23 protein-coding genes are annotated in these 25357 nt (G+C 53.9%); 15 read left to right on the top strand and 8 right to left on the bottom strand.

Annotated elements, in window-relative coordinates; translation table 11 throughout:
- Positions 1 to 210 precede the first annotated feature (210 nt).
- Positions 211 to 1083, top strand: coding sequence for a copper homeostasis membrane protein CopD (gene copD / locus ABD035_RS13405; protein ID WP_343870723.1), 873 nt, complete (start codon positions 211 to 213; stop codon positions 1081 to 1083).
- A 38-nt stretch (positions 1084 to 1121) separates the two neighbouring features.
- Positions 1122 to 1460 (top strand): DUF2511 domain-containing protein, encoded by a 339-nt coding sequence (locus ABD035_RS13400; protein WP_343870722.1) that lies wholly within the window; start codon positions 1122 to 1124, stop codon positions 1458 to 1460.
- Between the two features lie 183 nt (positions 1461 to 1643).
- On the opposite strand, the gene rsmF is transcribed toward ABD035_RS13400, so the two are convergent.
- The 3 genes from rsmF to yebS all read right to left on the bottom strand — a co-directional run bounded on the left by rsmF (position 1644) and on the right by yebS (position 6991).
- Positions 1644 to 3071 carry a 16S rRNA (cytosine(1407)-C(5))-methyltransferase RsmF gene (gene rsmF, locus ABD035_RS13395; RefSeq protein WP_343870721.1) on the bottom strand — a complete coding sequence of 476 codons (1428 nt, stop codon included), beginning with the start codon at positions 3069 to 3071 and terminating at the stop codon, positions 1644 to 1646.
- Positions 3072 to 3150: 79 nt separating this feature from the next.
- On the bottom strand, positions 3151 to 5778 hold the full coding sequence (locus ABD035_RS13390) for a PqiB family protein (RefSeq protein WP_343870719.1): 2628 nt from the start codon (positions 5776 to 5778) through the stop codon (positions 3151 to 3153).
- Positions 5747 to 6991, bottom strand: coding sequence for a membrane integrity lipid transport subunit YebS (gene yebS, locus ABD035_RS13385; protein ID WP_343870717.1), 1245 nt, complete (start codon positions 6989 to 6991; stop codon positions 5747 to 5749). The genes ABD035_RS13390 and yebS overlap by 32 nt, the downstream gene beginning before the upstream one ends.
- Before the next feature lie 221 nt (positions 6992 to 7212).
- Here yebS and ABD035_RS13380 point away from each other — a divergent pair, with 221 nt between their 5' ends.
- From ABD035_RS13380 to htpX, 4 genes are all read left to right on the top strand, one after another.
- Positions 7213 to 7713 carry a GAF domain-containing protein gene (locus tag ABD035_RS13380; RefSeq protein WP_212712554.1) on the top strand — a complete coding sequence of 167 codons (501 nt, stop codon included), beginning with the start codon at positions 7213 to 7215 and terminating at the stop codon, positions 7711 to 7713.
- A 95-nt stretch (positions 7714 to 7808) separates the two neighbouring features.
- Complete coding sequence (proQ, locus tag ABD035_RS13375; RefSeq protein ID WP_343870716.1) at positions 7809 to 8489, top strand: RNA chaperone ProQ; 681 nt, start codon at positions 7809 to 7811, stop codon at positions 8487 to 8489.
- A gap of 19 nt (positions 8490 to 8508) precedes the next feature.
- Positions 8509 to 10548: a carboxy terminal-processing peptidase gene (gene prc, locus ABD035_RS13370; protein ID WP_343870715.1), complete on the top strand. Its 2040-nt coding sequence runs from the start codon at positions 8509 to 8511 to the stop codon at positions 10546 to 10548.
- 1323 nt (positions 10549 to 11871) lie between these two features.
- Positions 11872 to 12753, top strand: coding sequence for a protease HtpX (htpX, locus tag ABD035_RS13365; protein WP_343870714.1), 882 nt, complete (start codon positions 11872 to 11874; stop codon positions 12751 to 12753).
- Positions 12754 to 12778: 25 nt separating this feature from the next.
- Here htpX and ABD035_RS13360 read toward each other — a convergent pair whose 3' ends face one another.
- Positions 12779 to 13033, bottom strand: a complete 255-nt coding sequence (locus ABD035_RS13360; RefSeq protein ID WP_343870713.1) for a YobH family protein — start codon at positions 13031 to 13033, stop codon at positions 12779 to 12781.
- A 215-nt stretch (positions 13034 to 13248) separates the two neighbouring features.
- Here ABD035_RS13360 and ABD035_RS13355 point away from each other — a divergent pair, with 215 nt between their 5' ends.
- The 6 genes from ABD035_RS13355 to ABD035_RS13335 all read left to right on the top strand — a co-directional run bounded on the left by ABD035_RS13355 (position 13249) and on the right by ABD035_RS13335 (position 18193).
- A complete protein-coding gene (locus tag ABD035_RS13355; protein WP_212712559.1) occupies positions 13249 to 13536 on the top strand; it encodes a YebO family protein in 288 nt (95 codons plus the stop codon).
- Positions 13537 to 13754: 218 nt separating this feature from the next.
- The gene (locus ABD035_RS13350; protein WP_343870712.1) at positions 13755 to 13889 is read left to right on the top strand and encodes a hypothetical protein; all 135 of its coding nucleotides are present in this window, start codon (positions 13755 to 13757) and stop codon (positions 13887 to 13889) included.
- Positions 13890 to 15036: 1147 nt separating this feature from the next.
- A complete protein-coding gene (locus ABD035_RS17680) occupies positions 15037 to 15150 on the top strand; it encodes a DUF2627 domain-containing protein (RefSeq protein ID WP_111678560.1) in 114 nt (37 codons plus the stop codon).
- Positions 15151 to 15192: 42 nt separating this feature from the next.
- Positions 15193 to 15402 carry a transcription antiterminator/RNA stability regulator CspE gene (gene cspE / locus ABD035_RS13345; protein WP_001062678.1) on the top strand — a complete coding sequence of 70 codons (210 nt, stop codon included), beginning with the start codon at positions 15193 to 15195 and terminating at the stop codon, positions 15400 to 15402.
- A 133-nt stretch (positions 15403 to 15535) separates the two neighbouring features.
- Complete coding sequence (gene rlmA / locus ABD035_RS13340) at positions 15536 to 16351, top strand: 23S rRNA (guanine(745)-N(1))-methyltransferase (protein ID WP_425579726.1); 816 nt, start codon at positions 15536 to 15538, stop codon at positions 16349 to 16351.
- A gap of 276 nt (positions 16352 to 16627) precedes the next feature.
- Entirely contained in the window at positions 16628 to 18193 is a 1566-nt protein-coding gene (locus ABD035_RS13335) for a TerC family protein (protein WP_343870710.1), read from the top strand.
- A 61-nt stretch (positions 18194 to 18254) separates the two neighbouring features.
- Here ABD035_RS13335 and ABD035_RS13330 read toward each other — a convergent pair whose 3' ends face one another.
- From ABD035_RS13330 to pabB, 3 genes are all read right to left on the bottom strand, one after another.
- Positions 18255 to 19619 (bottom strand): L-serine ammonia-lyase, encoded by a 1365-nt coding sequence (locus tag ABD035_RS13330; RefSeq protein ID WP_343870709.1) that lies wholly within the window; start codon positions 19617 to 19619, stop codon positions 18255 to 18257.
- A 162-nt stretch (positions 19620 to 19781) separates the two neighbouring features.
- Complete coding sequence (locus ABD035_RS13325) at positions 19782 to 20345, bottom strand: CoA pyrophosphatase (RefSeq protein WP_343870707.1); 564 nt, start codon at positions 20343 to 20345, stop codon at positions 19782 to 19784.
- A complete protein-coding gene (pabB, locus tag ABD035_RS13320) occupies positions 20338 to 21714 on the bottom strand; it encodes an aminodeoxychorismate synthase component 1 (RefSeq protein ID WP_343870706.1) in 1377 nt (458 codons plus the stop codon). Before pabB ends, ABD035_RS13325 begins: the two co-directional genes overlap by 8 nt.
- A gap of 114 nt (positions 21715 to 21828) precedes the next feature.
- On the opposite strand from pabB, the gene ABD035_RS13315 reads away from it, so the two are divergent.
- On the top strand, positions 21829 to 22023 hold the full coding sequence (locus tag ABD035_RS13315; RefSeq protein ID WP_212712566.1) for a YoaH family protein: 195 nt from the start codon (positions 21829 to 21831) through the stop codon (positions 22021 to 22023).
- Positions 22024 to 22029: 6 nt separating this feature from the next.
- On the opposite strand, the gene ABD035_RS13310 is transcribed toward ABD035_RS13315, so the two are convergent.
- Positions 22030 to 22374 carry a RidA family protein gene (locus tag ABD035_RS13310; protein WP_212712567.1) on the bottom strand — a complete coding sequence of 115 codons (345 nt, stop codon included), beginning with the start codon at positions 22372 to 22374 and terminating at the stop codon, positions 22030 to 22032.
- Positions 22375 to 22499: 125 nt separating this feature from the next.
- On the opposite strand from ABD035_RS13310, the gene yoaA reads away from it, so the two are divergent.
- Positions 22500 to 24434: a DNA repair helicase YoaA gene (yoaA, locus tag ABD035_RS13305; protein WP_343870705.1), complete on the top strand. Its 1935-nt coding sequence runs from the start codon at positions 22500 to 22502 to the stop codon at positions 24432 to 24434.
- A 160-nt stretch (positions 24435 to 24594) separates the two neighbouring features.
- Positions 24595 to 25305: a tRNA (adenosine(37)-N6)-threonylcarbamoyltransferase complex dimerization subunit type 1 TsaB gene (tsaB, locus tag ABD035_RS13300; protein WP_212712569.1), complete on the top strand. Its 711-nt coding sequence runs from the start codon at positions 24595 to 24597 to the stop codon at positions 25303 to 25305.
- Positions 25306 to 25357 lie beyond the last annotated feature (52 nt).

The following is a 25357-nucleotide window of genomic DNA, read 5'->3' as shown; positions in this document are numbered from 1 at the left end:
GCAAAAATAATGTTTTCTGTCGGGGCGATCAACCCTTTCCTGCCTCCGCAAAGCCGATACGCACAGGGCAGCAGCGTGTTCCTGACGAAAACCGGCGCACCGGCGGCAAATTACCTGTGGGATCCGGTGTCTCAGGCAGTAAAAACGAATTTTATCCGTGGATACAGACAGGTTATTATAGCTTCATTACACCCCGTAGCCGGAGTGACGGTGACTAATTTTTTAAACATTTTGCTGCGATTTTTTCATTTCAGTAGTCTGTTGCTGCTGACCGGATGTCTGACATATCTGATGCTGCTGACGCCAGCCGGTTACAGAAACCGCCTGGAAAAACGCTTATCGCCAGCCCTGCGGAGCAGTGCAGGGGTGGCACTGTTCTCTGCCATCGCCCTGTTTGCACTGCAGACGGTCATGATGAGCGGTGAAATTACCGCCCTTAGTCAGCCTGATATCTGGTCAGCGGTGGCGGGTACGCGTTTCGGCCATGCCTGGCTGCCGGAGATGATCCTTGCCGCCGTGTCGGTCATGCTGTTGCGGGCCGGCGGGGAGGCCGCCCGTTATCTGCTGCTGGTCACCCTGATACTGCAACTGATCCTGACAGCAATGACAGGCCATGCCGCGATGCATGATGGCTGGCGTGGTGTGGCAGGAGAGGTAAGCCAGAGCCTGCATGTGCTCGCCGCCGCTTTCTGGTGTGGCGGCCTGTATCCGCTCTTATTGCTGATGCAGCAAGGACAGCGGGACCCGCAAGATAACACGGCCGTTTTAACCATGATGAAATTCTCCCGCTATGGTCACTGGGCGGTCGCGCTGGTTATTCTCAGTGGCGTAAGTAATACCCTGCTAATCTCCGGGATCCCCCGACATTTTTCGTTCTGGCTAACGGGGGTGCTGGTTAAGAGTGTGCTGGTGGCGGGTATGGTGACGCTGGCATTACTGAATCGCTACTGGCTGGTTCCCCGGTTCAGGCACTCTCCGGCAGAGAGTCGGCGCCGGTTTATTCGTCTGACACAGGCCGAAATGGGACTGGCGCTGGGCGCCATCGCGGTCGTCAGCCTGTTTGCTACACTGTCACCGGGCTGATTCTGTTTTATTATGTGATATTAAAGGCTGAGACTGAAATGAAGAAACAATTACCCTGGCTGCTGCTGGCACTGAGCACGCCTGTGCTGGCGACCCAGGTCATCACCGTGAGTCGTTTTGAAACCGGAAAGGCCACCTGGCCGCTTAACCGCGAAGAAATCATGCTGACCTGTGAAAAAGATGGGTCGTTATTTGCGATCAATCCATCCACTCTGATGAACTATCCGCTGAATGCAAAGGCGGAACAGAAAGTCAGTCAGGGACTGGCGAGCGGGGAGTCTATTGCGCCGCTGGTGCTGGACGATAAAGCACACAGCGGGCAAAAGATGAGCCTGCAGCCGCTGATTGATAAAGCCGGCGGGCTGTGCGGTCATTAACTGACTGCCCGGATGGCCTGAAAAAGGGGGGCGCTGGAAATTATCAGGATCTGAACTATGATTACTGATACTAACCCATGCAACTGCCATAGGTTACCGCTCATCATTTTTTAGCGCACGGCTCTCTGAGCCATTTCCCTGGACCGGTCACTGGAGTTGTGTCCGGTCTTTTTTTCGGCACTGTCAGCGGAACAGACGTCCGTCCCTGACTAAATCCCGCGGATAGCTGTTTTTAATCCGGTTGCCGACCTTTTTAGCCAGGCCCAGTGGCTGTCCGTGATGCATCACCAGCATTTCATTACCCGGTAACGGACCGTCAGGATGAATATCCCGTCCCCGATACCACTCTTCTGCTTCTTCATCAGAGAAGGTGTAGATCAGTGAATGGTCAGGGTTTCCCAGCGCGATCACCGCCTCATGCTGCCAGCGGTAACCTTTGGCAAACGTTTCTGCCAGCCGCACTCCGATACGCGAAAAGCGGATCCGGCCAAACAAAGGGACGGTCGCTTGAGGAAAAAGCCAGATTTCTTTATCCCGTTGCCAGAGTTCCAGGTCTGCCGGCCAGATAAGCCCGGAAGCGGCCGCCAGCTGACGTACTTCTTCTGCCTGTTTACGGGATAACGGGGAAAACGGGAATTTGCCGACTTTATAAGTCGGTGCCGGCAGCGGAGGAACACTGCCGGTTTTGCGCAGGCAGGCAACAAAGAAACCTTCACTGTCAAATATCTGCGGAAAGACATGCAGATAACCCTCCGGGGTGGCGACCTGTTCTGCGCCAGGGAAAAGGGTATCAAGCCGGACAACTTCTGCCGCATCCGGATAACGGGCGAGCAGTGAGTCGATCACCTGCTGGTTTTCCAGCCGGTTCAGGGTGCAGGTCGAATAGACCAGTGTTCCTCCCGGTTTCAGGGCCTGAAAAGCACTTTCCAGGAGTCCCTGCTGAGTGCCGGCTATCTGCTCACAGCTCTGCGGGCTCCAGTTTTTCAGGGCCTTCGGATCTTTACGGATAACCCCTTCGCCTGAACAGGGGGCATCCAGCAGTACAGCATCAAAATACTCCGGCAAGGCCGGCCCGAAGACGGCGGCATCAAAATGTGTGATAGCCGCACGGGTGACACCGCAGCGACTGATATTTGCGTGCAGTACTTTGACCCGACTGGCCGAATACTCATTCGCCAGGATCATACCATCGTCGCCCATTCGTGCAGCGATCTGGGTGGTCTTGGAACCGGGAGCGGCCGCCATATCGATAACCGACTGAGGGCGTTCACAATGGGCAAACAGGGCGGAAACCGGCAGCATTGAGCTGGCTTCCTGAATATAAAACAGTCCGCTGAGATGCTCAGCCACACTGCCCAGTGGCAGGGATTCATCTTCACGGGTGATCCAGAATCCCTCTTCACACCAGGGAACCGGCGTCAGTTGCCAGCCATAACCGGCGACCTTATCCAGAAATGCAGCGACAGAGATTTTCAGGGTATTAACGCGAATGCTGCGGCGCAGCGGTAACCGGCAATAGGTTTTGAAATCTTCAAAAGATGCCCCGTCACCGAGCAGTTGTTGCATCTGCGCCAGGAAATCGTCAGGTAAAAAAAGGGATGAATCGGACACAGCGGAGTTCCGTCAGAAAATAATGCCGCAGTGTAACATGATAACGGGAAGCGCTGCTTCCCGTTATCATCACACCGGCTTAGCGGGGGATTGCAGTCCCCCATTGCTGCCAGTTTTTCGGTGCCTCACTCAGCAGCAGGAAATGCTTGCTGGCTGTGGCTTCCGGTGCCAGCGGTACCGTTGGCGGGGTAGCAAACTGAATGCCGCCGCGGATAAATTGCTGGAAGGTCCCGGTTTTTACCACACCGCCGGTTAAACCGAAGTTCAGCGAGTAGCCGGATGCCAGCCAGAACACAGAATTATTGCGTACAAGATACTGATAGTGCTGGCTGATACGCATCGCAATCTGTACCCGGTCTGCCATGGCTCCCAGTGAGGTACCGGTGACCGTCCCGACTTCCACACCACGGAACAGAACCGGCGTACCGATGGTCAGCGAACCGGCTTCCGGCGCATCGACGAAGAAGGTTTTCCCGTTCAGATACCGTGAATCGGTGATCGTTGATTGCTGCAGTTCGAAGGTACGCATTGATGCGCCTTTACCCGGATCCACGTTAACGTAAGGTTGTAACAGGGAATCCAGATGACTGACACCCGTGGATGAGATCTCGGGACTGATCACCGAGAACCGGCTGCCGGTCCGGGCAAAATCGTTCACATACTCCGGGTACAACACGGCTTTTGCCAGCACCTGGTTATTATCGGCACTCAGAGACAGGGATTCTATCTGACCGATAGTAATGCCCAGATACCGGATGGGCATTCCGTTGGAGAGTTTGCTGGCGTCATAGGTCTTCAGGGTGATCTGACTGCCGATGGCGCGGGCGGCTGTCTCTGAAGGGAACAGGGTACGTGTCTGCCCCTGCTGATGTACGACGCCCGGTACGTTATCGAAGCTGATCGCCCCTTTCAGGGCCCGGTTAAGCGGGGTCGCCTGCACGGTAATACCGCTGGTATTGATCTGCACGCGGGCTCCGCCCTCAGCCCAGAACACGGTATCGCGGGTGATCAGCTTACGGTATGCCGGGGAAATATGTACCGCCACCTCAAAGTTATCGGCATGCGGGGTCACGGCCACAATTTCGCCGACCTGATAGCGGCGGTAAAGCACAACCGACCCGGCCTGGATATCCGGCAGGCTGCTGGCCGTCAGTGTAAGAGTGGTGGAAGGGTTATCACCGGTCACACCTTCGGCGGCTTTACCGGCATCGGCATACAACGGATAGCTGGCCGCCGGAGCCCCACGGTCACCCGCTTCCAGCCGGATGCCTCCCTGCAGCCACTGGCCCGGGGTAGCACCGACCATCTGGATACCGTCCGGACTGACATTCACGCGGATCTGACTGTCGGCAACAAATTTACTGTTGCCATGGACAAAGCGGCGATAATCCGGCGCGATGGAGACGATAAAACTGACCCCGTCATTGGTCAGTTGCCGTTCGGAGACCGTCCCGATAGTGACACCATTCAGCACCACGGGCTGACCCGGAGCAATGCCATAACTGTCGGAGGCCTTCAGACGGATGTTCAGGCTGCCCGGGGTATGCATCAGAGTCTGGGTGGCGGGATAGACACTGAAACGCGTTTGCGGCTGTCCCCCTCCAGGCACCAGTTCGAGGGTATCTCCGGTCAGCAGACTGCTGAGTGAGGTATCCGTCAGGCCGAGTTTCGGGCTATGCAGTTCGATACGTGTTTCACTGCGCATCAGTCCGGCCACTGAAGGGTCAATAATCAGTTCGCCGCTGACATGTTGCGGATCAGCCAGGTTCAGACGGGTCAGGGTACCTACCTGTAAGCCCTGATAAATCAGCGGGGTAGATCCGGCCGTCAGATTGTTGCCATCCGGCAGATCCAGCTGAATTTTTACCCCTCTGTGGCTCTCTGCCAGATTCGGATAAAGCTGATAACGGTCATCGGCACGGGCAGGCTGGCTGTCCGACGGTGAATCAAAGGCAATAGCGCCATTGATCAGGGCCGGCAGGCTGTCCATTTTTACGTTTACGCCACTGAGGCTGAAGCTTGCGTCAACGCCTGACACATTCCAGAACCGGCTATCCTTTTTCACCAGCGAGCTGTAGCGGCGTTCAATCAGCAGGTCGATGACGACACCGTGATTATCATTATTGATGCTGTAGTTATACACCTTACCGACCGGGATTTTGCGGTAATAGACCACAGAGCCGGTGGAGAGTGAGCCAAGATCCGGTGCATTCAGATGCAGTAACAAACCGGTGGTGTTGGTACTGAAGCGGGGCTGAGAGTCGAGCGCGGTAAAGTTTTCCTGACGGTTACCGTCGCCCGGCATCATCGAGATATAGTTTCCGCCGACCAGGGCATCCAGTCCGGAAACCCCGGCGAGTGAAGCCTGCGGTGTGACCAGCCAGAATTTGGTGTTCTGGCGCAACGCATCTTTCATATCGTTCTTGATGCTGGCCCGAATGCGGATGGTGCGATAATCATCGCTCAGGATAATCCCTTCGACCGTACCAATCTGCACCCCCTGATAGCGGATTGGCGTGCGCCCCGGGACAATACCGTCCGCAGACTGGAAATTAATGGTAATGGTCGTTCCCCGGTCCTGATAGTTTTGCCACAACAGCCAGCCAGTGATCAGCAGGGCAATCAGCGGCAGTAACCAGAAGGGGGAGATCTTGCGTTTCTTTGTCACCGCTGAATTAATCGGCATATTCGGCGTTTCCTGTTGCATGGGCGTCCCAGAGTAATCGACTGTCAAGCCATTCGGCGGCCAGTATGGTAAGTATAACGGCGGAGCCAAAATAGAAAGCGGCCGGCCCCATAGTAAAAGCTAATAACTGGTCACGATTGACCAGTGACATCGTCAGCGAAATGACAAACAGATCGAGCATTGACCAGCGGCCAATCCATTTGATGGCTCTGAGCAGGCGGATCCGCGTTTTCAGCCCCTGAACACAGCGAAAATGGATACTGAGTAGCAGAGAAATCATAATTAAAACTTTACTGAACGGCACCAGAATACTGGCGATAAATACCACCATCGCCACCGGGAGGTTCCCGGCGCCGAGGGATAAAATACCGGAAAAGATCGTATCGGCCTGCTGAGAGCCGTTGAGGTAGATCACCGAAATCGGTAGCAGGTTGGCCGGGAAAAGCAGCACAATCGAGGCAATCAGTGCCGCCCAGGTCTTCTGTAAGCTGTAGGGGCGACGTTTATCCAGCGGCGTATGGCAGCGCGGGCAACGGCCACGGTGATCGGGTAACCCGCTGAAATGGCAATGCAGACAGATGCTTATCTTATCCGGGGCGGCAGCGACGGGCGTTTGCGGGTAAAACGTTTGCCACAGTGACTGAGGGTTCAGATTGATCAGGGTCAGCAGGCTCAGTACGGTCAGTGTAATAAAAGCAGCCAACCCGTAGCCGGCATTCAGTGCGGCGTAATCCTGCACCTTGATGGCGGCAACGGCGATCCCGACCAGATAAATATCCAGCATCACCCATTCTTTCAGTTTTTCCAGCATCAGTAAGACCGGCCGCAGATTCATGCCAAGCCAGTGACCGATACGCAGATAGAGAATGGCCAGTACCAGGGTGACGGGGGCGCCAATCGCACCGAAAGTGACCATTGCCGCGGTGAGGACATTGCCGGCAGAGACCATCTGATAAATGCCCCCGAGCACACTGGCATTGATATTCATGCCCAGCAAACGGATACTGATCAATGGCCAGCTGAAAGCACATGGCATCAGGATCATCATCGCAATGGCCAGGATCACCAGACGGGAGAGGGGCCAGGCATTGCCGCTGACAATTTTAGCCAGACACCGGGGGCAGTAAGCACTTTCGTGCGCATTTAACGGTGACAGGTTGAAAACCAGATCACATTGAGGGCACCGGTGGGCGGCGACAGGGGATAATGCCGGCCTGATTGTGTTAATTTTCATAAACGAAATTTATGGTTATCCGGTGGAGTTGTTAAAAATCCTGAATTATCCCAGGGGTAGTCTGCTATATTACTGCGGACGATAGTGAAGAGATTTCCCGGACAACGGATTGCTAAGAGTATAGTAACTCTGCTATTGATTCATTATGCCTGTGTATGTTTTTGTGCTATTCAGAAACATACGGAAGAAAGTAATACTTTGTTAATGTATATGGTTGGTCTATGAGCAAACAAGCATTTTATGATGAGCTTAACCGGGATTTCAACGCGTTGACCTCCGGTGAAACATCATTCCTGGCCCTGCTGGGAAACTGCAGTGCCTTACTGTTTGAGCGGTTGTCAGGGGTTAACTGGGCCGGATTTTATTTGCTGAGTGAACCTGACACACTGGTACTCGGACCGTTCCAGGGAAAAATTGCCTGCGTGCGTATTCCTGTCGGCCGGGGGGTCTGCGGCACGGCTGTGGCCGAAAATGCGGTTCAACGGGTGGCAGATGTCCATGCATTTGCCGGTCATATTGCCTGCGATGCAGCCAGTAATTCTGAAATCGTCTTGCCGGTCACCGTTAATGGCCGGGTGATTGGAGTACTGGATATCGATAGTACGGAATATGACCGCTTCGATGCGGAAGACGAAAAAGGGCTGTGTCAGCTGGCCGAAAGCCTGTCGGCGGCACTGCCCGGGACAGAAATCGAAAGATTTTTGCAACAGAACGGCAGCTAATTGACAGGATGCATAGCATTTAGCAACGTTGTCATTATAATGACGCCTGTTCATGTCCGCGTTGGTCGGCAAAACCGTTGTAATCAGGAAATTTCATGGAAAATCAACCTAAGTTGAATAGCAGTAAAGAAGTCATCGCCTTCCTGGCCGAGAGTTTCCCGCAATGTTTCTGCATTGAAGGTGAAGCGAAGCCCCTGAAAATCGGTATTTTTCAGGATATTGTTGAACGTGTACCGGCAGAATCGCAGATCAGTAAAACCCGGCTGCGTTCAGCACTGCGCTTATATACCTCCAGCTGGCGTTACCTGCACGGTATCAAAGCCGGTGCGAAACGCGTTGACCTGGATGGCAACGCCTGCGGTGAGCTTGATGAGCAACATGTCGAGCACGCACGTAAACAGCTGGAAGAAGCCAAAGCCCGTGTACAGGCCCACCGCGCACAGCAGCGTGTCCGTAAAGCGGAAAATGGTGAAACCGACAGCGAACCCCGTAAGCCACGTAAAGCAGCATCCCGTGCGACCCCATCGGCAGATGCGCCACGCAAACCTCGCGATAATGCTAAGAAATCTGCTACCCCTCGTTCAGCCAAACCGGCTGCAGCACCGCTGAAACCGGTAACAGATACTTCTGCACTGCACGCAGGCCAGCCTATTAAAGTCAAGGCCGGGCAAAACGCAATGGATGCCACTGTCCTTGAAGTATCAAAAGAGGGTGTTCGGGTTCAGCTTGCATCCGGCATGGCAATGATAGTACGCGCAGAACACTTGCAGTTCTGAAACGGAGAATGACCAGGGCATGAACACCTTTAAGTTAAGTATGATTGCTGGCCTGCTTTTTGCAGGCCAGACCTTCGCGTCAGATACCATTACCCGCGAAGATCAGATCCCGGTATTGCATGAGGAACCTCAGCATGTGACGGTCAGTGAACGTGTGACTACGCGTTTCACGCAATCCCACTACCGGCAGATCGACCTGAACAGTGCTTTTTCAGAAAAAATCTTTGATCGCTATCTGAACATGCTGGACTACAACCATAACGTGCTACTGGCGTCCGATATTGCTAAATTTTCTGACAAAGCAGGAACGGTCGGGGATGAGCTTAAAACCGGTAAACTGGATATTTTCTACGATCTGTTCAATCTTTCGCAGAAACGTCGCTTTGAACGTTATGAGTATGCACTGGAAGTCCTGAAGCGCCCGATGGACTTTACCGGGCATGACAGCATCAACCTGGACCGCAGCAAGGCACCGTGGCCGGTCTCAGAGGCTGAACTGAACAGTCTGTGGGATGCCCGCGTCAAATTTGACGAGCTGAATCTTAAGCTGGCCGGTAAGACCGAGGCGGAAATCCGGGAAACGCTGACCCGGCGTTATACATTTGCCATTCGTCGTCTGACACAAACCAACAGTGAAGATGTGTTCCAGATGGCGATGAATGCTTTCGCGCATCAGATAGATCCACATACTAACTATCTGTCGCCACGCAACACCGAACAATTTAATACCGAAATGAGCCTTTCTCTGGAAGGTATCGGTGCGGTTCTGCAGTCTGACGATGATGATTCCGTCATGATCAACTCGATGGTTGCCGGCGGTCCTGCGGCACGGAGTAAACTGCTGTCGGTCGGTGACCGTATTGTTGCCGTTGGTGAGCCAGGCAAACCGATGGAAGATATTATCGGTTGGCGCCTTGATGATGTGGTTGAGAAAATCAAGGGACCTAAGGGCAGCCGCGTTCGCCTGGAGATTCTACCGGCCGGTAAGGGGACTAAAACCCGCATCATCACCCTGACGCGCGAAAAGATCCGTCTGGAAGATCGTGCCGTGCAGATGTCTGTGCACAACGTGGGCACGCATAAAGTCGGTGTGCTGGATATTCCCGGATTCTATGTCGGCCTGACCGATGATGTGAAGATCCAGTTGCAGAAACTGGAAAAACAGCATGTTGACAGCATTGTTATTGATCTGCGCACCAATGGTGGCGGGGCACTGACAGAAGCGGTGTCACTTTCCGGGTTATTTATCCCGTCAGGACCTGTCGTCCAGGTGCGTGATAATACCGGTAAGATCCGTCAGGACAGTGATACCGATGGCATTGTCTACTATAAAGGCCCGCTGGTGGTTCTGGTCGACCGTTTCAGTGCGTCGGCATCTGAAATTTTTGCAGCCGCAATGCAGGATTATGGCCGTGCGCTGATTGTCGGTGAGCCGACCTTCGGTAAAGGGACCGTCCAGCAATACCGTTCACTGAACCGTATCTATGACCAGATGCTGCGCCCTGAATGGCCTGCCCTGGGCTCTGTCCAGTACACCATCCAGAAATTCTACCGTATCAACGGTGGCAGTACCCAGCTGAAAGGGGTTACCCCGGATCTGCTGATGCCGACCGGTGTTGAAACGGTAAAAACCGGTGAAAAGTACGAAGATAATGCCTTGCCATGGGATAGCATCCCGGCGGCTAAATACCAGAAATACGGTGACCTGAAGCCTTATCTGCCGGCACTGCTGGCCGATCATAATGCCCGTATCGCTAAAGATCGCGAATTCCAGTACATCCTGCAGGATATTAAGCGGTTCGATAGTATGAAGGACAAAATTGATATTGTTTCTCTGAATTATGCTAAGCGTGATAAAGAAAACAAAGAAGATGATGCATTGCGTCTGGACCGCATTAATGCCCGTCTGCAGGCAGAAGGTAAGAAACCGCTGGCGAGTCTTGATCAGTTGCCAAAAGACTACAAAGAACCTGATCCTTACCTGGATGAGACGGTGGATATTGCCAACGATCTTGCGCAGCTTGAAGACGCATCACCTGCGACCAAAGCGAGCGAGTAAGCGCAGTCAGCCTGAAAAAACACCGGTTATCCGGTGTTTTTTTTATATTCTCAGAGCCCGTTCGGTTCCGGGAAGAAAGGGCAGGAACCAGGGACAGTCCGGCGATAGTTTTTTGCACTCACTGGCGGGTCAGCAGGCTGATGATACCGGTTAAGTCACAGGAAACAGGTCCGTTGCTTTTAGTCGTGACATCATCGGCCGTCGGCCTGGTTCTGCTCAGTGGTGCCTGGCCACAGCGACGGCTGCATTTCTGGTCCTGTTATCGTCGGATCCGCCTCACTTATTTCTGTTATCGCTGTACCGGTAACATCACTACCCGCCTGACCCGATTTCCCCAATGCCGGCTCCCGTATTCCATCATACTCCGGCTATTGTGCCCCTGTTAATGCCGCCTTTAGTTTCCGGAACGAAACCACAGGGAAGTTAATATTCGTCTGCTGACAGCCCTCAGTATGACCGGTTTAGCCCCGGGGACATGATAAGCGGGGAGCAGGGAAGGTAATCAGCGCCGTCCCCGGCCCTGATGAAACGTCCGGTAACGAAATATCTGCCGTGATATTAAGTGATCGCGGGGGCGGGCGTGGGTAACGATTAATCAGGGTAGTTCCCGGGCATTAACGCCTGTTAGGGGATTTACCGGTCAACGAAAAATCCTGCGGTGACCTTAACAAGGGGCTCCCTGTGTTATCAGTGATTGTTATGAAGGACTACTGGCAGTCAGTAACGCTTTGCCGGAGTGACACGTGCGGTAACGAAATACCTGCCGTGATATTAAGTGCTCGCGGGGGCGGCCGTAGATGACGATTAATCAGGGCAGTTCCCGGGCGTTAACGCCTGGGGGATTTACCGGTCAACGAAAAATCCTGCGGTGACTTTAACAAGAGGCTCCCTGTGTTATCAGTGATTGTTATGAAGGACTACTGGCAGTCAGTAACGCTTTTCCGGAGTGACACGTGCGGTAACGAAATACCTGTCGTGGTGTTAAGTGCTCGCGGGGGCGGCCGTGGGTGACGGTTAATCAGGGCTGCTTCGGGCAGTAACGTCTGCCCCGGGTAAAGCCTCTCAGAAGAGACAGGCTATCACGGATAACGTTTTACGGAAGGGCAGGTAAGACGCCCGTAAACCGTCTGGCAAAGATAAAAATAACGACGACTTCACCCGTGTATTGTCAGGAACGACGGGAGTATTGACGTAATATGTCTGTCAGAATGTAAAGTTATGTCTTTTCAGGGAGCTACACTCAATCGCCGCTTGAAATGCCCGCTAATGCACATAGGATATGGGGCAGATAACCTGCGTAAATAATGAGGAAAATAAACGTTTATGATGCGTATCGCGCTATTTTTGCTAACGAACCTGGCCGTCATGCTGGTGTTCGGACTCATACTGAGCCTGACGGGCATCCGCTCCGCCAGTGTACAGGGGCTAATGATCATGGCGGGCCTGTTTGGTTTTGGCGGTTCGTTTATTTCGCTGCTGATGTCTAAATGGATGGCATTACGTTCTGTAGGCGGTGAAGTTATTGAACAACCGCGCAATGAAACCGAAAACTGGTTAATGAATACGGTGGCACAGCAGGCGCGCGCCGCCGGCATCGCCATGCCGCAGGTCGCGGTTTATCATGCACCCGATATTAATGCGTTTGCTACCGGTGCACGCCGGAATGCCTCTCTGGTGGCGGTCTCGACCGGTCTTTTACAAAATATGAACCGCGATGAAGCCGAAGCCGTGCTGGCCCATGAAATCAGTCATATCGCAAACGGTGATATGGTGACCATGACGCTGATTCAGGGGATTGTGAATACCTTTGTCATCTTTATTTCCCGTATCATTGCCCAGCTGGCTTCCGGTTTTATGTCCTCTGACCGGGATTCTGAAGAGAACGGTAATGGCAATCCGCTGGTCTATTTTGCGGTGGCAACGGTCCTGGAACTGGTATTTGGTATGCTGGCGAGTCTGATCACCATGTGGTTCTCGCGGTATCGTGAGTTTCATGCTGATGCCGGCTCTGCAAAACTGGTCGGGCGTGAAAAAATGATTGCCGCACTTCAGCGTCTGAAAACCAGCTATGAGCCACAGGAGCCTGGTAATATGATGGCATTCTGCATTAACGGGAAAGGGAAGTCGCTGAGTGAGTTATTTATGTCTCACCCGCCACTGGACAAGCGTATCGAAGCACTGCGCCGTGGTGATTATCTGAAGTAACCCTCGTCCGCCGGTTCGCCGGCGGTCAGTTGATGTTCAGGGAACCGCCGCCGGACAGGGGAGCATCCTCATATTTCCTGAACAGCGGACACTCCGCTTTGCCAGTGACCCCTCCCTCCGAGTGCAGATAACGCGATACCGTCATGCCCTTTGCCGTCAGGTACTGACAGCTGAGACCTAACCCGAAAGCAATTTTATGGCTCCCGGTCAGCACCCCGTAACCGGAGAACAACATGATCAGCCACAGAAGGGCCAGAATTAGCAGACTGCGTATGAGCATTTCATTTCCATCCCCGAAAGATTGAACCGTATCCACTCTTTGCTGACTCACCTTTAGCATGGGCGAAGCCCTCCCTGAAAGGGATCAGAGAACACTGAAAGTGTTTCAGACCCTCCCGCAATTGTGCATAACATCGGATGATCATTTTTTTATTGCAGAGTAGAATGTCGGCTCAGTTTCTCATGAAGTAACACAGGGTGTTTTGAGGCAAATGTATGAATGATTTTACGTCGGGACCGGGGCCGTTTGTTCTGCCGGCATTAATCGCGTTAGCGGTTATTTTTGCGCTGATTATCTGGTTCTTTGTTAACCGTGCCAGCGTTCGAGCCAATGACAAGATACAATTGCTCGAGGCACTGCTCAGGGAACAAAAAAAGCAGAATGCGCTGTTAAAGCGGCTGGTTGAATATCATATGCCTGTGGTACCGGATGTTGCCGGGGAACCGCCCGTGGTGGCTGAGCCGGAAGGCAATGAATACCTGCAATTTGTACCGGAACGCTAATCAGCCGAAATCAATATCAATGGTGACCCCTTGATCGCAACAGACCAGGGGCCACCGGAAGCGGGAAGGAGATAACCGGAACAGACATTGCCGGTTATCTCTGGCGTTCTCTTTCCCCGGGCAGGTAATCAACGTTACCGGCGGTGATTTGCGTCAGTCGCCTGCCGTCATTATCCCTCCCTTGTCTGTGCGGGGCGGGCAGAGACTGCGGATGTACGATGTTCTGCCGGAAAACGCTTTGCCCGGCGCAGGCCTTACCGGAAAATAGCCTGTGGAGCCTGTGGAGCCTGTGGAGCCTGTGGAGCCTGTGGAGCCTGTGGAGCCTGTGGAGCCTGTGGAGCCCTGAGTCGTGAGTCCTCTGTCCGGCTGTGCGGCTCACTCTTTATTTCCTGTCGCTCTGTCCATCTCCACGGTTCGGGCCCACCTGCCACCACTCAGTTATCATTAATCCGGCAATCACAGGCCCGCACGTACCCTCGCTATGTACACCTGTAACATGTTGTACAGTAAAGCGACTATCATTCATTTACATTCCTCTGCCGTTGGGGCCGGCGACGCAGCCGACAAGCTTTCGCGCTTTTGCAGGCATCAACCTCCCCGTGAAAAGCGGCAGAGCGGGTCTGCACAGGCTACGACACGGGGTCTGCCAGCTATCACTCCTGCCATGAATACCCCGGGGGCTCGCTCCATCAGGGAATTATCGTCCGGGCCAGGCCTGACCGGCTTCAGTGATAGGGAGAGACGGGCAGCCAGCAGGCTGACGGAGGCGGTTTGTCCTGACGAGGGGAAGCAGCAGCCGGTATTCGTGGCGAGCAACGGATTATTATCAAATATCCGCGAAACGGACCGCCGGGAGTCTGCCATTTCGCTCATTTTTTCCACGCAATACGGCGGATTATTGTGTCTTAAGGGCCGCCGGAATGACCGGTTATTCAGCCGGCGCGTGAACAAGGCTCAGCGAAACGCCGCATAGATGAACAGAATGCCAATATACCCCGGCTGATGAATGACTGACTGCAAGGCAGTTTGCTTCCCCGGTGAAGGGCGTCCACCAATGAATCAATATCGCTCACAGGTCAGTGATACTAAGTTTTATTTATGATTACTTCATAAAAAAAGAATATAACCGTGCTGACAGTTTTGCAGAGGTATTATTTTTGTTAATTTTTGGAGTGAATAATCTGCAGATCAATAGAAAAAATGTATGTCAGTGATTACTATCACTTTACTGCGATTAGGCGATGCGGTTATATATTTATAATATTACACTGTTAAAATCACTGAAATAGTATCGTCAGGGTATTATCCGCTGAGGTTTCCGGCGACTGAATGACGCTAAGTCGCCGGTTGACAGGGGAGCGCGGCAACCTCCGGAAGACTAAATTGTGCCTCATATCAATAATTATCGTCATTGTTCCCTCTCAGGATTAAAAATGGCTTGCCATTAATTAAAGGATATGTGATAACAATTGATAGATTAATCGAGGTACGATTCTGTATATGTATGGCATTATCAGTAAAGAAGTTATGAGTAAAGACGTTATCGTTAGAACTGCTTCCTTTGCCGAACCTAATATTAGTGCCTCATTCAGTGAGTCCCGCGTTTTTCTGTAATATCGCCTTCGGGCAAAATAAACATTTTAAGGAATTTGCAAAATGGCAAAGATTAAAGGTCAGGTTAAGTGGTTCAACGAGTCTAAAGGTTTTGGTTTCATTACTCCTGCTGACGGCAGCAAAGACGTGTTCGTACACTTCTCTGCAATCCAGGGTAACGGCTTCAAAACTCTGGCTGAAGGCCAGAACGTTGAGTTCGAAATCCAGGACGGTCAGAAAGGTCCTGCTGCAGTAAACGTTACTGCAATCTGATAAGCGACACTCTTTCAGGGTCACCCCTGACAGGATGAATTGCGAAACCCTGCTCAATGAGCGGGGTTTTTTCTTTTGAGTCCGGCAATGAACAGGTACACTGCCCGCTGATTTTATGAGTGGGGTAACAGCAGTGTTTATATGTCCGTTGTGCCAGCAGTTGCTTGAAAAGCAGCAGGGTGGATGGCGATGCGCCGGTAATCATCAGTTTGACCAGGCCCGGGAAGGGTATGTGAATCTTCTCCCTGTGCAACATAAAGGTTCCAAAATTCCTGGCGACAGTCCGGAGATGATGCAGGCGCGGCGTAATTTTCTGGATGCCGGCTATTATCAGCCGCTGCGTGATGCCGTCACGGCGATGCTGACAGAACATTTGCCCGGCCCCGACGTCAGGATCCTCGATATCGGGTGTGGCGAAGGCTATTATACCGCCGGTATGGCTGCGGCATTTGAATCCCGCCCCGGCGCGGAAATCTATGGCCTGGATGTGGCAAAAATTGCCATAAAATCGGCCGCTAAACGCTATAAAGCGATTCGTTTTTGTGTCGCCTCCAGTTATCGTCTGCCTTTCGCCGATAACAGTCTTTCCGCGGTATTACGCATTTATGCACCCTGCAAAGACGAAGAACTCGCCAGAACCCTGACTCCCGGCGGCTATCTGCTGACGGTGACTCCGGCATCGCGTCATCTGATGCAACTCAAAGCCCTCATCTATCAGGACGTTAAATTGCATGAGGAAAATGAACATCCGCTGGACGCCTTTGACTGTGTGCAGGAGCAACGGCTCAGTTATCCGATGTCTCTGCAACCACAAGCCTCGCTGGACCTGTTACAAATGACCCCTTTTGCCTGGCGGGCGACAGAAACGGTACGTGAAACTTTGGCTGCCTCTGAAGACTTTACCTGCGAGGCGGATTTCCGTCTGCGGTTATGGCAACGTAAACGCTGAAAAGCGTATATAAATGTCAGTAAATTTGTAAATGTAAAAATTATTTTTGACGGCGTTGCTGTAACTGATACATTAACACCCTGTTTATTATTCAGGAGTAATGGGCTTAGCCCGGGTTATGGATCGTCACCGACGTCGTTCAATGTTCATCTCAGGGTTGCACTGCAACACCTCCGGTTCTCTTTTCTCACAAATTCCCGTTCAGTTTTCGCTAACACCGGTTGTTTGCCGGCGACCTGCTGTGGTCAGGACATTAATGTCCCTGAGGAGCCACTAATGGAAATTTTTCTCGATCCTTCTGTCTGGGCAGGGCTGCTGACCTTAATCGTGCTGGAGATTGTTCTCGGCATCGATAACCTGGTCTTTATCGCGATCCTTGCCGATAAACTGCCGCCGAAGCAGCGCGACAAGGCCCGGATCATCGGCCTGAGTCTGGCGCTGGTGATGCGACTGGCTTTGCTGTCACTGATGTCATGGCTGGTGACGCTGACAAAGCCCTTATTCCATGTGGGCAGTTTCGGATTCTCAGGACGCGATTTAATCATGCTGGCTGGCGGGATCTTCCTGCTGTTCAAGGCCACCACAGAATTGCATGAAAGGCTGGAGAACCGGCCGGAAACCGATGACGGTAACAAGAGCTATGCCAGTTTCTGGGTCGTCGTTATTCAGATAGTGGTACTGGATGCGGTATTCTCACTGGATGCGGTGATCACCGCCGTGGGGATGGTGAGTCATCTGTGGATAATGATGACGGCAGTGGTCATCGCCATGGGCATCATGCTGCTGGCCTCACGGCCTCTGACACGATTCGTCAATGCGCATCCGACGGTGGTCGTACTGTGCCTCAGCTTCCTGCTGATGATTGGTCTTAGCCTGGTGGCGGAAGGTTTTGGTTTCCATATTCCGAAAGGCTACCTCTACGCGGCCATCGGCTTCTCGATAATCATTGAGTTCTTTAACCAGATATCACGGCGTAATTTTATCCGTCATCAGGCGCGCAGACCGATGCGGGAACGTACTGCAGAGGTGATCCTACGTCTGATGGGGGGGAACCGGGGCCAGCACCCGACAGATGAGGATGCCCGTCCGGAAGTCAGACCCGCCGGGACCGAAGCGTTTAAGGATGAAGAACGCTATATGATCACCGGCGTACTGACCCTTGCCTCGCGTTCGATCCGTAGCCTGATGACGCCACGCGGCGAAATCTCCTGGGTTAATGCGGAAAGTCCGATCGATGACATTCGTCAGCAGCTACTGGATACCCCGCACAGCCTGTTCCCGGTCGGCCGGGGAGAGCTGGATGAAATTATTGGTGTGGTCTGGGCGAAAGAACTGCTGGTAGCGCTGGATCATGGGGTCGATGTGGCTCAGTTTGCGGCAGCGACGCCGGCTATCATTGTGCCGGAAACGCTGGACCCGATAAATCTGCTCGGTGTGCTGCGCAGAGCCCGCGGAAGCTGTGTGATTGTCAGCAACGAATTTGGGGTGGTTCAGGGACTGATCACGCCGCTGGATGTGCTGGAAGCGATTGCCGGTGAGTTCCCGGACGAAGACGAAACGCCGGATATTATTCCCGACGGTGACGGATGGCTGGTGAAAGGCGGGACGGACCTGCACTCGCTAGAACAGTTGCTGGATGTTCATTGCCTGGTGGTCCAGGGGGAAGACCATGCGTCTCTGGCGGGACGGCTTATCGACCTGAAGGGGCAGATCCCGCAGGTCGGAGAGGTGATCACCCTCGATGACCTCAGCTTTACTATCGCAGAAGCCACGGACTACCGGATTGATCTGGTTCGTGTCACCCGCACTCGTCCGGTCGACCCGGACGAGGTGGCGGCCTGAAAAAAGGCCCCGGGTATACTCCCGGGGCCTTTCATCGTCTGTTGCGGCTTATGCTGCGTCGTTAATCACACTGCACCTTTATCGCCAGCCCGCCACGGGAAGTTTCACGATATTTTGCATTCATATCTTTTCCGGTCTCATACATCGTTTCGATCACCTTATCGAGCGAAACCCGCGGGGCACTGGTACGGCGCAGTGCCATACGTGCGGCATTGATGGCCTTCACCGATGCGATAGCATTACGTTCAATACAGGGAACCTGAACCTGGCCTGCCACCGGATCACAGGTCAGTCCGAGGTTATGTTCCATACCTATCTCAGCCGCGATACAGACCTGCTCCGGACTGGCCCCTGACAGCTCCGCCAGACCGGCAGCCGCCATCGAGCAAGCCACACCAACTTCGCCCTGGCAACCGACTTCGGCGCCGGAAATAGAGGCATTCATTTTATACAGGATCCCGATAGCCCCGGAGGCAAGAAAATAGCGCAAGGCCACTTCCTGACTGACCGGCGAGACAAACTGATGGTAGTATGAGAGCACCGCCGGGATTATCCCGCAGGCCCCGTTGGTCGGAGCGGTCACCACCCGGCCACCGGCCGCATTCTCTTCATTCACCGCCAGGGCGAACATATTCACCCAGTCGATCACATTCATCGGGTCAATGGAATGCTGACTGCCGGAAACCAGCAGGCGTCGCAGAGAGGCGGCACGGCGCGGAACACGCAACGGCCCCGGCAATACACCTTCGGTATTTAAGCCGCGGTCGATACAGGCCTGCATCGTCTGCCAGACGGTAGAAAAATAGTCTTCAATCTCGCTGCGGCTATGCAGCGCCAGCTCATTTTTCAGGACCAGACCGGAAACGGACTGACCGGTGCGATGGCAGCTTTCGAGTAATTCACGGGCGGTGTTGAACGGATAGGGCACTTCAACCTCATCGAGAACCGGTTGTCCGAACTGCGCCTCTTCAATGATAAAACCGCCGCCCACGGAATAGTAGGTCTTCTTCATCAGGCACATGTCGTCCTGCCAGGCGGTCAGGGTCAGCCCGTTTTCATGCAGCGGCAGATTATCGCTGCGGAAGGTCATGCCGCCTTCCCGCGGGAAATCCACCTCATGTGTACCGCCGGCCATCGGCAGGCGTTGTCGCTGGCCGACATCGGCTACAAACGCCGGAATGGCATCTATATCCACGGTATCCGGGGCCGCCCCGGACAGCCCCATGATGATGGCAATGTCCGTATGGTGTCCGTGTCCGGTGAGGGAGAGTGAACCATAGACATCCACTGAAATGCGGGTCGTCAGGGTAAGTTTATCTTCGGCAATCAGCGCATCAGCAAATTCTTTGCCCGCCTTCATAGGCCCTACCGTATGAGAACTGGAAGGACCGATACCTACTTTAAACATGTCGAAGACACTTATCACAAAAACTCCCGTACTCTGGTCAAACTGGCGATATCCGGCTGATCGCGATCGCTTTGCAGGCAGATCCGCACATCAGCACAGTAAAATGTGTTCCGGGTGTGGCACCCGGAATAATTATCGGCGGAAAAGGGAGATAAAGACAGGGATTATCGCTGAAAACGGTTATTCACCGGTTATCTGTTTTCCGAGGCTGCGAATAATACCTGCAGTCATGCCCCAGATAAAATGCTTTTGGTAATCCACCACCCACACCCTATGGGGATGTCCGTTACGCAACACCTCCAGCCGGAAAAAGTTCGCAGGCGAAAGCAGGGCGGCTAACGGTACTTCAAAGCTCAGTGCTACTTCCCCCGGTTCGGGTGTCAGCGGGGTGCCGGGACTTAATAACGCCACAAACGGGGTCACATGGAAGCCGGTCTGACTGCTGACGGCGGGGAGGGTGCCGATAATCTCGATCTGAGAGGGAGACAGCCCCAGTTCTTCACCGGTTTCCCGCAGGGCGGTCTGCATCAGTGATCGGTCAGCCGGATCCCGTTTACCGCCGGGGAAGGCGACCTGTCCCGGATGATGTCGCAAATGTGTGGCTCGTTTGGTCAGCAACAGGCGCGGTTCAGGATAGGTCACCACCGGCACTAAGACGGCCGCCTCACGGCCCACCGGGGAGGGCGGTGGACTTTCCGGAGGTAACAGCAACAGGAACCGCTGACGGAACTCCGCGCTATTCATTGCCGGCCGTTGCGGACAAACGCTGCAGTGCCGGCAGGATCCGTTGTACTTTATGAAAGGTTTCCTGATACTCCTGTTCCAGCACACTGTCGGCCACGATACCTCCGCCTGCCGTACAGTAAAGCTTTCCGCCTTCTGCGGTCAGTGTCCGGATAGTGATACTGGTGTCCATCGTACCGCAGCGGCTGAGATAACCGATGCTGCCACACCAGGCATTGCGCCGATGCGGTTCAAGTTCATCGATGATTTCCATGGCCCGGATTTTCGGTGCTCCTGTAATCGAACCGCCAGGAAAGCAGGCCCGTAGCAGATCTGTCGGGTGCAGCCCGGCCGGCAGGGTTCCGCGAACCGTGCTGACCAGATGATGCACCGCCGGGAAAGGTTCTACGACGAACAGTTCAGGCACGGTGACGCTGCCTGGTGTGGCAATACGGCCGATATCGTTACGCAGCAGGTCGACAATCATCAGGTTTTCTGCCCGATCTTTCTCTGCGATAGCGAGTTCTGCGGCCTGCCGGGCATCTTCGTGCGGATCACTCATCCGGGGGCGCGTTCCTTTAATCGGCCGGGTTTCTATCTCACTCCCCGAGACCTTAAGAAAGCGTTCCGGGGAGAGACTCAGCAGACAGCTCGACTCAAGACGAATAAAGGCACTGAAAGGTGCACGGTTTTCATGACTCAGATGTTCCCAGGCTTGCCACTCACTGCCTTCATAAGCAGCACTGAACCGTTGTGCCAGATTTATCTGGTAACAGTCACCGGCATGGATATACTCTTTTACCCGGCCGAAACATCGGGCATAGTCCGGAGCCGATAAATTACTTTCCCACTCGCTCAGTAAACGGAACGCAGGCCGGGCGGACGAGGGGCGTTCATTTAGCCAGTGCAGACGGTGACTGACATCGCCCAGACTGAGCAGAGTAAGGCGTTTCAGATGGTGATCTGCTATCATCGCCCAGTCATAAATGCCGACCGCCATATCGGGTGTCTGCAGATCGTTGATCGCCCGTCGGGGAAGGTGTTCAAAGCGTCGTCCCAGATCATAGCCAAACAGACCCAGCGCCCCGCCGGTAAAAGGAAGATCTGCATCGGGGGTGTCGATAGCCGGTAACTGTTCGAGGGCTTCCTGTACCAGCGTCAGCGGATCCCGGCCGGATAGCCGGCGGCCCTCAGCGTCTTCAATCGTGGTTTCAGTGCCACGGGTGGTCAGTGTCAGTCGCGGGTCAGCGCTGAAAATATCAAAGCGATTGTCGTGATGATCGGCCGCGGAAGAGCTTAATAGCATAGCCCACGGCAATTCAGCAACACGCGAAAACCAGCCGGTGAGCGCATCCGGAGTGTATGGCAGGGAAATTGTTTTCAGGGTCATAAGTGTCAGGGCGTTGTCAGAAACTAAACTGACTATAGCCTGACATATTTTTTTATCACTGACATCCGTTATCTGGTGCATCCTGCACCGGGCCGTTGTCTGACAGAGGTTATTATGTTTAAAGGATTACCGGCACTTTCGGTTGAACAGCAACAACAGGCCGTCGAACGCATTCATCAACTGATTGCCGATGGCATGTCCAGTGGTGAGGCTATCGCACAGGTTGCTGCAGAAATTCGTGAAACGCACCAGGGCGGGATCAGCCTGGCGCGTTTCGAAGATGAAGACGAAGAAGACGAACAGGAATAGTGCCGGTTATAACGCGGCGATCACCTTAATTTCTACTTTGTATTTCGGATGCATCAGGCCGGCCAGTACGGTGCAGCGGACCGGGGCATTACCCGGAGAGACCCATGCATCCCAGGCCTGGTTCATGGCGTCAAAATCGGCCTTATCGGTCAGGAAAATAGTGGCGTCGAGGATTTTGCTTTTATCGCTACCGACGCGGGTCAGTATCTTATCGATAACGGCCAGCGCATCGGCGGTCTGTGCCAGCGCATCGCCGTCAAGATCTTCCGGGACACTGGTGTAATACACCGTCTGGTCGTGAATTACGGCTTCGGACATACGGTGTTCGGGATCGATTCGTGTAATGGTCATTGACAACTCCTTAGTAACAATGTCCGTCAGCCTGCCATATCAGGAGGAATATGTCATCCCTGGTGGTGAGCAGGCGGGATTACTGACATAATTGCGGGGTGCAACCGAATGACGAGAGAGGCGATGTGACTGAAGATTTTTCCCCGGGAGGGGTCCTGACCGATGCCATTCCGGGTTTCCGGCCCCGCGAGGCCCAGCGGGAAATGGCTCAGGCTGTCACTGCCGCAATTACCGAAGGGAAGGAGCTGGTCGCGGAGGCCGGTACCGGTACTGGCAAGACTTTCGCTTATCTGGTTCCGGCCCTGCGCTCCGGTAAAAAAGTGATCGTCTCTACCGGTTCCCGTGCATTACAGGACCAGCTTTATACCCGGGATCTTCCGACCATCGTCAATGCCCTGTCCTATAAAGGTAAAACCGCGCTTCTGAAAGGACGGTCGAATTACCTGTGTCTGGAAAGGATGGATCAGCAAAACCTCTCCGGCGGCGACCTGCCGGTACAGGCATTAAGTGATTTAGCCAGTGTCCGCGGCTGGTCGTCCCTGACTATCGACGGGGATATCAGCAGTTGCGGCAGTGTGGCAGAAGACAGCAGCTTATGGCCGCTGGTGACCAGTACCAATGATAACTGCCTGGGCAGCGACTGTCCGCGCTACAGTGACTGCTTCGTGGTCAAAGCGCGTCAGCGGGCGATGGATGCAGATGTGGTGGTGGTTAACCATCATCTCTTCCTTGCTGATCTGGTGGTCAAAGAGAGCGGCTTTGCCGAGCTGATCCCCGAGGCCGATGTGATGATATTTGATGAGGCACATCAGCTTCCTGATATTGCCAGCCAGTATTTCGGGCAGCAAATTTCCGGACGCCAGTTGCAGGATCTGTCGCGCGATATCACCATTGCGTATCGTACCGAGGTGCGGGATGTACAGCAGTTACAGAAAGCCGCCGACCGGCTGGTACAGGCCAGTCAGGACTTTCGCCTGATGCTGGGAGATCCTGGCTATCGCGGTAATCTGCGGGAGGTGTTACAGCGTCCCGATGTCTCACGCATGCTGGTCTTGCTGGATGATGCGCTGGAGCTATGCTACGACGTCATCAAACTCAGCCTTGGCCGTTCAGCCTTACTCGATGCCGCTTTTGAACGGGCGGCGCAATACCGGACGCGGCTTAAACGCATCAGTCAGACCAGTGAGGCAGGGTTCAGTTACTGGTATGAATGTAATGCCCGTCATTTTACGCTGGCACTGACACCGCTCTCGGTCGCAGAACGCTTCCGTGAGGTGATGGATGCCCGTAAAGCCGCCTGGATTTTTACCTCTGCTACCCTGTCGGTTAACGGTAAAATGGACCACTTCGCCGACCGGCTTGGGGTAAGCGGTGCCAGGCAACTGATCCTCAGCAGTCCTTTCGATTATCGTCAGCAGGCACTGCTGTGTGTGCCACGAAATCTGCCCGAAAACCAGCGGCCCGGTGCGGCGAAACAACTGGCCGCCATGCTTGCGCCGTTAATTGAGGCTAACCAGGGGCGCTGCTTCTTTTTATGTACCTCCTATCAGATGATGCGGGAACTGGCGGCAGAATTCAGGGAGTTACTGACCCTGCCGGTATTGTTGCAGGGAGAAACCAGTAAAGGCAGGATCCTGCAGCAGTTCATTGAGGCAGGCAATGCCTTGCTGGTGGCGACCAGCAGTTTCTGGGAAGGGGTGGATGTCCGTGGTGATGCGTTGTCTCTGGTCATTATCGATAAGCTCCCCTTTACCTCACCGGAAGACCCATTACTGAAGGCGAGGATGGAAGATGCACGTCACCGGGGGCTGGATCCTTTTGATGAAGTACAACTGCCGGATGCGGTCATTACGCTGAAGCAGGGGGCCGGACGATTGATCCGTGATGTGACGGATCGCGGAGTGCTGGTCATTTGTGATGCGAGACTGGTGTCGAGACCTTACGGTGAGCTTTTCCTTAATAGCCTGCCCGACACACCCCGCACCCGGGATCTCGCCCGGGCGGAAGCCTTTATTACGGCCGGGGCTCCGCAGGTCACGGAGGAGAGCGGTGAAACTTAAGCCTGTCTTATTTTGTTGCGAATCATTGGCATTCCCTGATGTTACAGCAATGTATCCCTGCACCGCAGCGGTGTAGAATAGTCTTACCGGAAGAGGGCGGACAGGAGAAATGCCTTAGCGATCCTCGCCGGTTGTTCACACTTATTAATAACGAAAAATTATGCAAGATATCTCAACACTGAAACTTTTAGCCCTGGATACTGCGACAGAAGCCTGTTCGGCAGCCATCCTGAATCAACAGCAGCAGGATGCACGGTTTGAGATCGCTCCCCGTGACCACACCCGGAAGATCCTGCCGCTGGTGGCGGAATTACTGGCGGGACAGGATCTGGCATTGAATGCTCTGGATGCCCTGGTGTTCTGTCGGGGGCCAGGCAGTTTTACCGGTGTCCGTATTGGCATTGGTATTGCTCAGGGGCTGGCGCTCGGTGCCGGCCTGCCGATGGTCGGCGTCTCTACCCTGGCCACTCTGGCACAGGGAGCCTTCAGACGCTGTCAGGCGGACAGAGTGCTGGCCGCTATCGATGCCCGCATGGGTGAGGTCTATTGGGCAGAGTATCAGCGTGATGCCTCCGGTGAGTGGCAGGGCGGCGATAGCGAAGCCGTGTTAAGCCCGGCTCAGGCCATTCTGCGCATGCAGTCACTTTCAGGCCGCTGGGCAATGGCAGGTACAGGGTGGCAGGCCTATCCGGAATTACAGCAGGGGCATACCCTGCAACTGACAGACGGTGCCAGTGAATTACCGGCGGCAGAAGATATGCTGCCCCTGGCCACCGTGCTCCTTCAGCGGGGGGAAGTGTCACAGGCAGCAGACATTGAACCGGTGTATCTGCGTAATGAAGTGACATGGAAAAAATTGCCCGGCAGATAATGCCGGTAGCAGAGGTATTCGGATGATGTGCGGCAACGGCTAACATTCAGGA

Source organism: Tatumella terrea (assembly GCF_039523755.1).
GTDB classification, from domain to species: domain Bacteria; phylum Pseudomonadota; class Gammaproteobacteria; order Enterobacterales; family Enterobacteriaceae; genus Tatumella; species Tatumella terrea.
This window is presented reverse-complemented; position numbering and strand designations above follow the sequence as displayed.